Below are 15,034 nucleotides of genomic sequence, written 5' to 3'. Positions count from 1 at the left end.
TAATTAATCCTGCTCGCCAGCATTGGTGAGCTTCGCATTTACAAAAAATGTACTTTTCACTACTATTTTAGAATCAGGGGCAATTTCTGTTACCGGAGTTATTGCTGTATAACCCATATCAGAAGAACCTTTTACCACTTCAATCTTCTCAAAATTGATCATTTTCACATTTTCTTTAGGCATTTCTTTCTTAGGTTTTTCTTCATCATGATTTTCAGCAGGCTTTTTATCCGTTTGAACAAAAATATAAGACTTGCCATCTGCTTCTACAATTGCATCATTAGGAACAGCCGGTGTGGTTGTTTTTTCGAGACTTACAACTCCGGTAATGCTCATTCCATCAATTAATCCTTCCTTATTCCCGATTACATTACAGTGTACAGAAATGGTCTTACTCGCATTCTCAAAAGATGAACCTATGCTGAATACTTTGGCATCATACTCTGTCTCTGGGTTGTTGGTTAGATTAAAATGAACAATTTGCCCAACTTTCATTTTCGGAAGATCTTTTTCGTATATCTGTAAATCCAAGTGAATGGATTCATTATCAATAACTTCAGCCACCGGAGATGAAACATCAACATAGCTCCCTATTTGTGCAGAAATACTACTCACAGTTCCATTGATAGGTGATGTTATTACCAAACCTGATCTCATATTTGCATTGTTAACAGCACCGGGGCTTATTCCCATCATCTGAAGTTGCCTCAACAAAGAGGCCTTCCTCGTTCTGAGGGTTTTTAATTCTGCATCGGAACTCTGCAGGTTTTTCTTGGCTCCTGCATCATTATCAAAAAGCTCTCTTTGTCTTCTGTACTCCTGTTCCGCAAATGTAATTCTACTATTCACAGTCAGGTATTCTTCCTGAAGTCTTATAAATTCAGGATTGGCAATTGTTGCGATCACCTGTCCTTTTCTCACCACACTACCTACCTGAACAGTAAGCGTTTTAATAATTCCTCCATATAAAGAGGTAATGGTGGCTTTACTGTTATTAGGTACATCCAAGGTACCATTGGCTTTAACGGTAGAAGTTAACTCCTTCATTTCAATGGTTCCCATTGTAATTCCAACAGCTTTTATTTGTTCTTCCGTTAATGAAGCAATAGTCTCGGAAGCTTCTGCGGGTTTCTCAATTTTTTGCTCTGCTTTTCCCGCAGGATTTTCCGCCACCTCTTCCTTTTTACTACAACTTACAGTTAACAAAGAAAGAGCAATACAATATATGATGATGTGTTTTTTTCTCATTTTATTTATTAATTATTGAATTAATCGTTACAACAGATTGGTTCACCTGCTGGATGGATTCCAGGTATTTTAATTGAATATTTGTCGCAGTCTGCAAGGCGAAAAGATACTCTACATAAGTAATTTCACCTGTTCTATATCCTAACTGAGCAGCTTTTACAATTTTCTCAGCATTAGGAATCGCTTGCCCCACATAGTAATTATATTGCTGCGTATCCTGTTGATATTGGGTTAATGCATTTTGCAATTGAGTGGAAAGCTGATTCTTCTGATACATAGCATTGGTTTCCGCAACCTGCTTCTGAAATTCCAAAGATTTTATTCTCGCCTTTGTCGCTCCGAAAGTTAGAGGAATTGCTATTCCTACATTTACAAAGCTAAACCGGTTGCCTGAGTTATAAAATACTTCCCGTCCGTTTACTGGATAAGATCCTGTTAAAGACTGGTTGGTATATCCTAAACTGAATTCCGGAAGTCCCTGTGCTTTTTCTACATTTTTGTTTTTTTCAGCAATTTCCATTTCCTGATAAAATGCTTTAATTGTAGGGTTATTATCAACCTCTTTGCTGTCCAGAATATTTCCGGATTTAAGTGGCTCATAATTTCCGTTAAACGGAACCTCAATGTCATCAGAAATATTTAAAAGTGTCTTTAAATTTTTATATGCGTTATTTAAAAATACCTGATTTTGATTGAGCAAAAGGTTGATTTCTCCTTGTTGGGTTTCAGCAGTACTGATCTCAATCTTTTTTATGTCCCCAGCCTTGAACCTTACGGTGGCTATACGAATGAAATCGCGATACAGGCTGTCCAGATTCTTTAATTGCGCTTTATTATATTGCAGATATTCAATCTGATAATAATAGGAGCGAACCTGTTTAACAAGCTCATTCATAGAAATTTCCTTCTCTATCTGTTTACCTTTTATAGTTTCCGCAATTAATTCTTTTCTGGCCTTGAATATGGTAGGAAAAGGAATACTTTGTGAAATTGCAAAAGATTGGTCAAAAGTAGGACTATTATACTGCCCGAGCTGTGCATTAAAATTCATTTTTGGCAATTCTTTAGCCGTAGGTTTTAAAGCCCTTGCAGCCTCAATGCCCAGGTCTTTGGATTTCAGTCCGGGGTTGTTCGCCACGGCCTGTTCTACTGCCTGTTCTACAGTCAATGTTCTGGATTGAGCGCTGGCGAATTGACCCAACATTATAAATCCAAGAATAATCACCGGTGTAAATGGTTTCATTTTCACCTTCTTAATTCGAAGTTTTGTATTGAAAATAATATACAGCATTGGTAACACAAATAAAGTAAGAAAAGTAGCACTGATTAATCCACCGATTACAACGGTTGCCAATGGTTTCTGAACCTCAGCTCCTGCGCCCGTGGAAATTGCCATGGGTAAAAATCCTAACGATGCTACCGTTGCAGTCATTAATACTGGTCGAAGCCTTGTTTTAGTCCCCTCCATCACTCTTTTAAAGATATCTTTTTCGCCTTCTTTTTCTAATTCATTGAAGGTTCCTATCAATACAATTCCATTAAGAACCGCTACTCCGAATAAGGCAATAAATCCAATTCCGGCACTGATACTAAAAGGCATCCCTCTTACAAGAAGGGCAAAGATCCCACCAATAGCACTCATTGGAATGGCTGTAAAAATCAATGCTGCCTGTTTTAAAGAGTTGAAAGTGAAATACAATAATAAAAATATCAACAACAGCGATATAGGTACCGCAATCATAAGACGCTGGCTAGCCTCCTGAAGGTTTTCAAATTGTCCACCGTAAGTATAATAATATCCTGCAGGTAGCTTAACGTCTTTGTCAAGCTTCTTCTGAATATCCTGAACCACACTCTGTACATCACGTCCTTTAACATTAAAGCCTACAACAATTCTACGTTTTGCCTGTTCGCGGCTGATCTGTGCGGGACCCATTTTGTATTTGACATCTGCGACCTGTGAAAGCGGGATCTGTGCTCCTGTTTTAGTATTGATCATCAGGTTATCAACATCATCAATATTAGTCCTATTAAGACTATCCAAGCGAACAACCAGATCAAAACGTCGCTCATTCTCAAAAACCTGACCGGTACTTTTTCCTGCAAACGCGGTACTTAAGGCGTTATTTACATCTTCAATATTGATTCCGTAATTAGCCATTCTTGTTCTGTCATAAGTAACATTGATTTGTGGAAGTCCACCCACTTTTTCAATTTGAGGAGCATTAGCTCCGTTTACCGATTGTATCGCCTTTCCAACTTTCTCTGCATAAATGGCCAGGGAATCCAGATTCTCCCCGAAAATTTTAACGGCTACGTCCTGTCTAATTCCCGTCATCAATTCATTAAAACGCATTTGGATCGGCTGGTTTCTTTCAAAATATACCCCGGGAATCGCTTCCAGTTTTTTACTGATCTCATCTCCCAGTTCCGCATATGATTTTTTTGTTTTCCACTCGCTCTGTGGTTTTAGCACCACAATGATATCTGAAGCCTCTGGTGGCATCGGGTCAGTAGGTACTTCGGCTGATCCGGTTTTTCCTACAACCATTTTTACCTCATCAAATGACTTGATGATCCTTGATGCCTGCATGGATGTTTCCAAACTTTGACTTAATGAACTTTGCTGAGGTAGGATACATTGAAATGCATAATCTCCTTCCTGCAATTGCGGGATAAACTCCCCACCCATATTTTTGAATATGAAAATTGAAATCACAAAAATAGAAATCGTTATAGTGACAATTACGAGCTTCAATCGAATGGCTTTTTGCAACAAAGGCTGATAAATACCTTGAAGAAAGTCCATAATTTTGTCACTGAGTGTCTTTTTATGACTAACATTTTTAGAAAGGAACAACGAGCTTACCATTGGAATATAAGTAATGGATAAAATGGTAGCTCCAATAATTGCAAATCCTACTGTTTTTGCCATTGGGGTAAACATTTTACCTTCTACTCCAGCTAAAGAAAGTATTGGAATATAAACGATCAGAATAATGATTTGTCCAAAAATGGCACTATTCATCATTTTGGACGCTGCCCTTCCTACTTCCTTATCCATCTGGATCTGCGTAAGCTTCCCGCTGTTTTTATTATGTAATAAATGCAATGTTGCCTCTACAATAATAACGGCTCCATCTACAATAAGTCCAAAATCAATTGCCCCCAGACTCATCAGGTTGGCACTCACCCCAAACACATTCATCATTCCTAAAGCAAATAATAAGGATAGAGGAATTGCTGACGCAACAATAAGCCCGGCACGAAGATTTCCAAGAAAAACAACAAGTACGAAAATTACAATTAATGCACCCTCTACCAGATTTTTCTCCACTGTTTTCATTGCTCTTCCCACGAGATCAGTCCTATCAATGAAAGGCTCAATGACTACGTCGTCAGGAAGAGATTTTTGAATAGTAGGGATTTTAGCTTTCACATTGTTCACCACCTCATTACTATTCGCTCCTTTCAGCATCATTACGACTCCACCCACGGCATCTACTTTTCCGTTATAGGTCATCGCTCCATATCGCACCGCACTTCCAAAACGAACATCTGCGACATCTTTTATGTATATAGGAATACTTCCTGTTTCATTTTTCACTGCTATGTTCCGAATATCTTCTAACGAAGTGACCATTCCGACCCCGCGGATAAAATAGGCATTCGGTTTTTTGTCAATGTAAGCACCTCCGGTATTCTGATTATTTTTTTCTAAAGCAGTAAAAATATCGGAAATACTTACTCCCATCGCTTTTAGTCTATTGGGATTAATACCAACTTCATATTGTTTCAACTCACCTCCAAAACTGTTGATTTCTGCAACACCAGGAGTTCCATTAAGCTGTCTTCGAACAATCCAGTCCTGCATGGTCCGAAGATCTTTAGCACTGTATTTTTTTTCGCTTCCTTTTTTCGGATGCAGAATATATTGATATATTTCTCCTAATCCCGTACTTACCGGAGCAAGTTCCGGAACGCCCACTCCTTTGGGAATTTCTTCAACGGCTTGTTTAAGTTGCTCACTAATAAGCTGTCGCGCAAAATAAACATCAACATCTTCTTTAAAAACAACTGTAATCACAGAAAGTCCAAACCTTGATACGCTTCTCATATCTTCAATGCCTGGAACATTTGCTATACTCTGTTCAATTGGAAAAGTAACCAATTGCTCTACCTCCTGTCCCGCTAATGTAGGACATACCGTAATAATTTGAACCTGATTGTTCGTAATATCAGGTACCGCATCAATGGGTAATCTGGTAGCACTCCAGACTCCCCAGATAATCCACAGTAAAGTCATTAAACCAATAATGAACTTATTCTTAATACTGAATTTTATAATTTTATCTAACACAAAAAAGATTTATTTTATTGAAATTATATGCACAGACATTTTAAAATGTCAAGTGCAAAAATATCATGAAGATCCATGCAATAGAATTGCAAAGTTTCACGTAAGGTTGGAAAGCTGTGCTTTCCCCAAATCAATAAAATTAAATTTTAGGAGGCTGCCAGATATTTTCGTAAACCTGATAGGCAAAGTTATTTTTGTGGAAAAGAATCTTTTTGGAAAAGTAAGCCTGTTCTTGTCTTGGAATATTTATCTGAGGTTCCATTTTAAAAGCCGCAACCGTTATCTGACAACAATTGCAAACACATAAAGGAGAACAGATATCTCCCTGATCCTTTGAATGAGACTGTTCAACGCTTAATGAAAAGTCAACTTTCGAAGAACCCGATTGTTTATGCACATCTTCACATGGCATTATGGATAATGCCGCAAAATAAAGCGCTAAAATCAATCTTAAGAAGTTCATCTGGACAAAGGTAGAATTTTTTTATTAAAAAAATATTAAATAAAATTAAACATACTCCATTAGCATATTTTTAACAGACCATCATAATACTATATAAATTTATGAATCTATATAGTATTTATTTGTACAATTATTCAAATGATTACATCTTTGACCAGGAAAATAATTCTTAATATTTAATATATTAAAAAAAATATTAAATCAATAAAGTTTTAATAAATATAAATTATATTCGCGTTTTAAAATTTAACAAAAATTAACAATTCATGAAAACGACACTTGTACCGCTATTGTTAGCCGTATCCTCTATGGCTTTTGCCCAATCCTGGAATCTTACAGGAAACTCAGGAACCACTCCCCCGTCTAATTTCATAGGCACCATTGATGACCAGGAACTTGTTATCAAAACAAATAACATGGAAAGACTTAAGGTATTTAACGGACCTTATGCCAATGGTATTGCTATCGGAAACTCTGCGGCTGCAGGAACCGTTAACGGAGCCAAGTTAGAGCTTGCAACAGTTCTTTGTAACGGCTGTGCTTCACGTTGGTCTGTTGCATCAGATGCAGTGATCAGAACTTTGGGAAGTCATAATCTGGAATTCCATATGCCTAATGACAATGCAGTTGATCCTAACTCTGATACTTCAACTCCTAATTCATCCGGAATCACCAGGATAAAATTTACAGATTCAGTACACCCAAGCAGTCTTGTGGTTTTCAATACCGGAAAAGTAACTGTAGGAACTGATCAGTATGATAATGACCCTAATTTCATCTTTTATGTAAGAAAAGGAATAAAGGCTGAACAAATAAAAGTGGAAAATCCCGCAACCAACGGATGGGCTGATTATGTATTTAAAAAGGATTACAAATTGAGATCATTGGAAGATGTTGAAAAGCATATTTCAGAAAAAGGACATTTACCAAACATCCCTTCTGCCGGAGAAGTAGAAAAAAATGGAATCAACCTGGGAGAAATGGATGCTAAGCTGCTTGAAAAAATTGAAGAATTAACATTGTATTCTATTGAGCAAAATAAAACGTTGAAACAACAATCCGATAAGATTGAAAAGCTTGAAAAACAATTGTTGTTGCTTCTTTCAGAAAAAACAAAATAAGTAAACTATGAAAAGAAAATTACTTTCCTTATTTTCTTTGTTGATTGGTGTTTTCGGATTCTCACAAACCGAAGTCTACTTCAAGTATGACGAAGCCGGAAACCAAAGATACAGAGGGACAGATGTGAGTGGTAAAAAAGCACCTGAAGACTTAAAAAATTTGGCTAAGACCGAAGAAAAACCTAAAGCTGAAGAGGTAAAGACCATCGCTGAGATCAAGCAACAACCGGTTCTGGATGAAAAAGCATTCTGGAAACAGATCAGGCTGTATCCTGTTCCTGTGAATGATTTCCTTACTATAGACTGGACCGATGAAGTAGACGGACTCATAGAATCCGTTTCTCTTTACCAGCACAGTACGGTTCACTGGAAATTCCAGCAACAGAATACTCCGGGATTAAATAAGCAGCTAAAGATCAATATGTCCAATTACGAATGGGGTGTATATGTTTTACACTTTACATTAAAAGACGGCAGGGTCTTCAGCAGAAATATTACAAAACGATAAACTTTTAATCATAACAATTTACTAACAACCAAGAATATGAAGATTCTTTCATCATTGGTACTTTCCCTCTTTTCGGTGTTGGGCTATTCCCAGACCATACTCTATCAGCAGGAAAGTACTTCAAGAACAGTACAGGATCCGCAAACCGTGGTCTTGGCTCAAGGGTTTAAGGCCTCCTCCGGCACTTCAAATCCTTTTGTGGCAAAGATCGGGCCTTCTACTGAAAACCCAGGTGGGGGACCTACAGATTCCGGCGCGGGAGCCGGTAATCCAACAGGGACATCCGCACCGGTAGGCCAGAGTTTCCATGATACCAAAGGAAATATAGAGGTTTCCGGAACCGGACAACTGCAATTTAGCTTACCAATAGCTTTACCTCCGGGAATAAAAAGTGTAGCACCTCAGATCAACCTGACATATACAAGTGGTTCTGTCAATGGAATTGCGGGTTATGGTTGGGATATTTCAGGAATAACAGCAGTATCTAGAATAAGTAAGAATATTGAAAAAGACGGAATAACCAAATCGGTACAACTTGATTATTCAGATAATTATAGCTTTAACGGACAGAGGCTCATTCTTAAATCCGGAGAATATGGAAAAGATGGAGCTGAATATGTTACTGAGAAATACTCCAATATCAAAATCAAATCATTAGGAACAAAAAATGGAGTTCAAGGACCCATGTTGTTCCATGTTACTTTTGATGACGGCTCGCAGGCATGGTATGGAGATACTGAATACAGCGATCCGGAGCACTATAGTGCAGCCAGAACGTCTACGGGATACAATCTTGTAAAATGGATGGATGCCCAGGGGAATTACATCACCTATGAATATGAGAAGAACCAATATCTTACTTCTCAACCAGTTCCAGGCGGGGATGTTACCCGGATAAAGAAAATAAAATGGGGTGGGAATGAAACCCTGAATAAACCACATTTCAATGAAATTTCGTTCAATTATAACCTGGATAGGACTTTTAAGGAGATTTCCTATCATCAGGGATTTTATTACAATCAGGACAAATTATTAAATGAGGTGGTTGTTTCCACTAACGGCGGTCAGTTTAGAAGATATGCTTTAGAGTATACGGATAATGGTACGAGTTATCAGTTTGTTAATAAGATCACTGAATATAATAGTAATAATGAAGCAGCCAATCCCATAGCCATAGAATATGAGCCTGCTCAGACGTCGGGAGAGGAAACAACCAAAGAAAATAATATCACGACTACCAATACCAAAAAGTATGGTGATTTTGATATGAATGGCATCACAGACTATCTGGAATATGTTCCCACTCCAGGGACTGCAGGTTCCACACAGGTAGGTGTTCTGAACTTTAAGAGTTCTGTGTACAAAGATGTTCCGGTTATGCCGTTACAGTATGAACTTAATCGATTTACAGCTGCTGAATTTGGTAAGGCGACATCTGTGACTTTCAAAAAAGACGGATACGTAAAAAACAAAGCAGGAATCGTTATTCCTCATACCGTTGCTACAGGAGATCCTAAAAAACCCAATTATGAATTATTGGTATACTCTGTAGATATTTCAGATTTCAGATTCAAGCTGGAATATTCGAAACTAATTACGTATGATCAGTATGCTATTGGTGATCCCGGAGATGACGACCTTCCTATGACGGGCTGTAACTATTCAGTCGTAAGCTTATCGGATTTAACAAGTTATGACTATGATGGTGATGGAATTACGGAACTTCTTTTTAATTTCAGAAGAACGAGAACATGTATTAATGGAGGGTTTGATCCGGAACCTATTGGCAAGTCAGTTCAAGAACCTATTACCCTGGATGAAACTCCCCCTCCTACACTCCCTTATATCGAGCCTTCAGTTAACTCATCCAATACTGAAGAATATGGAGTACCTCCGATCGACAATGGAGAGGTAAACATTATTCCAGGAAGTACTTTAACAAGTTTTTACTCATCCATATTATTTGATCTAAGTGAAAACCTTCCGGTTGCCGAAAGCATTTACAAATATGACGAAGGAACTGGAGCTGCAAAGAAAATCCAGTTTGCAGATTTTAACGGAGATGGAATCCAGGATATTATCTGGCTCAATAGCTCCAATGGTACTATGACCAAAGTATTTAATATCAATAAAATATCTGCAGGAAACTTTGTATTATCCAATGTAGGAAACTTCACAGGACAAGCGCTGGGAGGATTCTTCAATGGTGCACTATACGGTGACTTTAATGGCGACAGCAAAATTGATGTCTTAGTTCCTCAAGGGAATAAATCTTATAACTGGAATTTATTTTTATCTGATGGGAAAAAGCTGAATCAGTTCTACATCAATAACTTTATTTTCTACTCTTCAGGAACCGAAACCTTAACACAAGGTGTTCATAATACCTTCTTTGAAAGTGGATGTGCGTATGGTATGAGCAGATATTTCCAGTATAATACAGCAGATTTGGATGGCGATGGAAAATCTGAAATTATTGTTTCAAATGTTTTAATTACTGACCATACATGGAATGCTCACCATGACAAGGAATGGACTAATACCAATGTTACAGTTTACTCTGTTAACAAAGTATCCGGAGCCAATGATAAAAGTATTGTTTACAATCCTCCTATTACTATTCTGGGAGCAAGCATTCCACAACCTTATAATACTGAAAACACAGTTTCGATCCAAACTAATAGTGGTATCAACTTCTACAAAACAAGAAACTGGTTAAAGTCTTTTAACGAAAAGGTAATTCCTTTTAGTAATTTGACCATTAATAAAGACAACCAACAGGTTATCCTTTTAGGAAAACCAGATGATTGTTCTGGAGTTATCGGGTGCGGTTACAACTATGTGATTCAGTACGGATATCCTTATGTGCCCGCTTTGGCAAGAGCTAAGAATATCAAGCAAGGAGGAATCACCACAGAGATTAGCTACAAAGAACTTAACTCAAAAACAGATGCTAATTTTTATCAGCCCGTACAAAAAGAACTTTATCCTTATTTTGAATTGGAGCAAGCACCATTATCCGCTGCTGTATCACAGATTAAACAGTATACGCCAGCCGGTACTCTGATTCAGGATTTCAGATACAGAGGTTTTTTAAGTCACTTTACAGGAAAAGGGGTGATTGGCTTCCGTCAAACTGCCCGCTCCTCTTTATACGCTGCTGGATTTGAAAATGCAAAAATTTGGTCGGGTAAACAAATAGACCCTTTATTGGACGGAGTTCCGGTAAAAGAATGGTCCATCAGAACTGATAATGAAAGCCTGATATTCCCGGCAGATATCTCTGAGAATAATACTCAGTTATTGAGCTATAAATCGACAATTTATAAGGAAGACAAACTTCTCAACGGGCAAGTAGTTACAACTGTTTCCGATGCTGACAAGCCTAAAGTAGTAACAGCTACTGTCACTACCTCTACTTTAGCTAAAGATTTTTTGACGAACGTTACGACAACAGGAACAACTGTTTACAATAGCTATTACCTGCCGTCAAAAACTACTTCTAATGTTAACGGTAATTTTTCAGTAACTACGACCGACATTATTTATGCCAATAACCCATCAGGGATTGGAAAAGATTATTTCATTGGTCACCTAGATGCAAAAACTATACAGCATACGGCTTACAATACAACCGATAAGGTAAGCCAATACTATTTATACCAAAATAATCTTCCCAAAACAATTATTAATGTTTCTGGGAATAACTTCTCCAATAACTTCTCAGACAATCTTACCGAAGATTATAAATATGATGGATTTGGTAACATTATTGAGAAGAAAGTTACAGCCGGAAGTGACTCACAAGTCAGAATTAATACAAGCATTTATGATGATAAGGGGAGGTTCGTTACAAAGAAAACAGACAACCTTGGATTAGAAACCAACATTACCTATAATAATTGGGGTCAAATTTTGACACAAACTGATCCTCTGGGAAATACACTTACTAATACGTATGATTTCTGGGGCAAAATTGAAACTTCTAAAACAAATTTAGAAGGGATTACCACCTATCAGTATACAAAAGATAACCAGGACAATACCATAGTTATTGAATATGAACCTGATGGAAACATTTCCAGAAAATATACTAATAAATTAGGCCAGGAATATAAAACTCAAACTAAAGGTTTTGAGCAGGGTAAATTTGTGGCAGTTTACCGTATGTTTGATGCATTAGGTAGGAAAACAAAAGAATCCGAGCCTTATTTTGATCAGGCAACAGAAGAATTACCTGCAAATGTTCAGTGGAATACATTCACTTATGATGATACGGTATTCCCGGCTAAAGTTACAGCCTCTTTCTTTAACGGTAAACAAACGGAAACTTTTGTTTCAGGAACTGTTACCACCTTAAAAGAGCTTAACGGCTATGGAAGAACAACAACCAAAACGGTAGATGCTTTAGGAAATGTAATCTCTACAACAGACAAAGGAGGGACTATTAACTTCACCTACAATTCTATAGGGAAACAACTTACAGCTCAATATGGAACCAATATCGTAACGTCGAAATATGATGTTTGGGGAAGAAAAACAGAGTTTAATGATCCATCTAATGGAGTTTACAAGTATGAGTATGACGGTTTTGATCAGGTTAAAAAAATCACAAGCCCCAAAGGAACTAAGGAATACATTTACAATAATTTTGGACAGCTTATTAGTCAGAAAGAAATTTCAACAGTAGATGCAGGTGCTACGACCAATAAGATGATTTCTTATGTATACGATAATAAAGGAAGGGTTATTTCAAAAACAGGAACTTCCAAAGGAAAAGCGTATAGCACGAACCTATCATATGATCCTCAGGGAAGACTGTTATCTACTTCTGAAAATAGTAACGGCAAATATTACATGCAAAAAGGAGTCACCTATGATGATAAGGCAAGAGTCATTTCCTATGAAAAGAGTCTTTATTCTTCAGGAGTCCTTACCAAGGTTGATATTGAAAATGTGTACAGCAACTGGAATGGTGAGCTATATCAGATAAAAGACAAAACCTCTGGAAAAGTGCTATGGGCTTTAGAGCAAACCAATGCTAAAAGCCAGATTTTAAAATCAAAACTGGGAGCTGCAGAGATAAATAATACCTATGATGCAAATGGATTCTTAACTAACGCAAATCACTCTTCACAGGTCAAACCTGGTATATTACAACTTTCTTATTCATTTGATGCCATTAAAAATGAATTGAAAAGCAGGACAACAGGAGGGGATTTTAATATTGTCGAGTCATTTGACTATGATGACAACAACAGACTGATCAACTGGACCAATCCTGTAACAGGCATTAAACCTTCAAACAATCGTAATATCTATGATGAAAAAGGAAGGATTCTGGAAAACGACCAGGTGGGAACCATTAAGTTTAATAACGCAGCTAAGGTGTACCAGCCTACAGGAATGACCTTGAATGCAGCAGGAACACAGAATTATAACAATGATCTGATCCAGAGTATTGTTTATAACGAGAACAATGATCCCGTATTCATTGATGGACAAAAAGGAGATGTAGCCTTCCAATATGGACTGACGAGTATGAGACAAAGGGTTACTTATGGGGGTAATTTTGCAGCTGATGGAGACGGGAAGTTTACTAAATTCTATAATGGGGATGGAAGCTTTGAAGTAGTGGTTGACAATACTACAGGTAAAGAAAAGCATGTTCTTTACATTGGAGGAACACCTTATGAAAGTAACATCATTTTCCTCAAAGATTATAACGAGACTAATGGTTCGTATAAATTTTTGCACAAGGATTATCTCGGAAGTATTCTGGCAATTAGTGATGAAACAGGAAACAAGCTTGAACAAAGACACTTCGACGCATGGGGTAATTTCACCCATCTTCAGATAGGAAACGGAGTTATTACTACCGATAAAAATATTATTGATAATACTGCGCTACTTATTGAAAGAGGATACACCAGCCATGAACATTTTGCAGAAGTGGGAATCATCCACATGAACGGAAGACTGTATGATCCTTTACTCAGAAGGTTCTTAAATGCTGATGAAAATATCCAGGATCCTTACAATACTCAGAATTACAATAAATACGGGTATGTAATGAACAATCCACTCTTGTTTAATGATCCAAGTGGAGAATATATTTTCGGTATAGAATCTGCTTTATTAGCAGCAGTAGTAATCGGAGCAATCATTGGTGCTGCAAGTTATGTTGTAAGTGCAATTATTACAGGACAGAAGCTTTCTCTCCTGGGATTATTTAAATCCACGGTATTTGGTGCCATATCAGGTGCCGTCACATTTGGAGTAGGAAGCATATTCTCGGTCGCCAAGGAAGGTGTACAAGTTGCAACAGCTTTTGCTAAAAGCTTAGGAACTGTGGGAACAGTATTTGTACAAGCTGCAGCCCATGGTATCGCTCAAGGCGCTTTATCTTTAATGCAAGGAGGTTCTTTCCATCAAGCACTGTTATCTGGAGCATTAGGTAGTTTAGGAGCCTCGGCTTTTGGTGCAATAGCTAACGATGCTGCGAATAAACTACTTGGGCAAATTGCCTTTGGTGCTATATCAGGGGGCATTGGTGCAGAACTTACTGGAGGTAACTTCTGGCAAGGCGCAGTTATTGGTGGGATTGTTGCTGGACTGAACCACGGTTTGCATGAAATGGATAGTCCCGTTCAGAAAACACAGCCTAAAACTGATAAACCACAGCAAGGCACACTAGAGAGTAAATTAGAAAATAAGCTTAGTAAGCTAAAAGTGGGTCAAAAAATATCAGGATCTGAACTAAGTTTTATTAATGAAGATATTGGAGATTATATTGTTAGTATAACAAAAGTTAGTGCAACAGATTTTACTGTAGAACGAACAGGAGGCATTACGACAGGAAGATTAGCTTTAGAATCAAATGCAAAAATTGTAATTAATAAAACAAAAATCACATTCCGAAGTAAAATAGAAGATGTTTATAGAATTAAAGTTTTGGGTGTAAAATCTATAGCAAAATCTCAAATCTTAACTGATTTCTACCTTAATAATAATATGAAAATTGTATTTAACAAAGATGGAACAGCCACAACTTACTCTCCTAAAAAATAAATTAATTTATTTTTTAATTATACCTCAATTATTTTTAGGTTTTATTATATTTAGGTTAGTTGAATGGAAAAAAGAAGACGAAATTGCAGGTTTTATGGTAGACTTATTGTATTCAAAAGATTTACATATAAGCAGATTTACCAATAGGTGGAATGACGATCTTTTTAAAACTATTCCAATCCTAATGTTGACCGACTTCATTTTAGTCGCTTTTGTTCAAATCATTATTTTATTAATCTTTAGAAATAAATCATATTATAAAA

At 37.1% G+C, this 15,034-nt stretch carries 6 protein-coding genes; 3 read left to right on the top strand and 3 right to left on the bottom strand.

What is annotated here, in order from left to right:
- Positions 1–3: 3 nt before the first annotated feature.
- The 3 genes from AC0INN_RS12790 to AC0INN_RS12780 all read right to left on the bottom strand — a co-directional run bounded on the left by AC0INN_RS12790 (position 4) and on the right by AC0INN_RS12780 (position 6,071).
- Positions 4–1,248, bottom strand: a complete 1,245-nt coding sequence (locus AC0INN_RS12790; protein ID WP_306613457.1) for an efflux RND transporter periplasmic adaptor subunit — start codon at positions 1,246–1,248, stop codon at positions 4–6.
- Between the two features lies 1 nt (position 1,249).
- Complete coding sequence (locus AC0INN_RS12785) at positions 1,250–5,608, bottom strand: CusA/CzcA family heavy metal efflux RND transporter (RefSeq protein ID WP_306613455.1); 4,359 nt, start codon at positions 5,606–5,608, stop codon at positions 1,250–1,252.
- Positions 5,609–5,747: 139 nt separating this feature from the next.
- A complete protein-coding gene (locus AC0INN_RS12780) occupies positions 5,748–6,071 on the bottom strand; it encodes a DUF6660 family protein (RefSeq protein ID WP_306613453.1) in 324 nt (107 codons plus the stop codon).
- Positions 6,072–6,337: 266 nt separating this feature from the next.
- Between AC0INN_RS12780 and AC0INN_RS12775 the strand changes: the two genes are divergently transcribed.
- Genes AC0INN_RS12775 through AC0INN_RS12765 form a run of 3 tightly spaced genes read left to right on the top strand, consistent with a single transcriptional unit; the run spans position 6,338 to position 14,771 of the window.
- Positions 6,338–7,192, top strand: a complete 855-nt coding sequence (locus AC0INN_RS12775) for a cell wall anchor protein (protein WP_306613451.1) — start codon at positions 6,338–6,340, stop codon at positions 7,190–7,192.
- A gap of 7 nt (positions 7,193–7,199) precedes the next feature.
- Positions 7,200–7,700, top strand: coding sequence for a T9SS type A sorting domain-containing protein (locus tag AC0INN_RS12770; protein ID WP_306613449.1), 501 nt, complete (start codon positions 7,200–7,202; stop codon positions 7,698–7,700).
- 36 nt (positions 7,701–7,736) lie between these two features.
- The gene (locus AC0INN_RS12765) at positions 7,737–14,771 is read left to right on the top strand and encodes an RHS repeat-associated core domain-containing protein (RefSeq protein WP_306613447.1); all 7,035 of its coding nucleotides are present in this window, start codon (positions 7,737–7,739) and stop codon (positions 14,769–14,771) included.
- The last annotated feature ends 263 nt before the right edge of the window (positions 14,772–15,034 follow it).

It is taken from the genome of Chryseobacterium subflavum (assembly GCF_055762745.1).
Note: the sequence above shows the minus strand (reverse complement) of the source record. Positions and strands in the feature narration are given on the sequence as shown.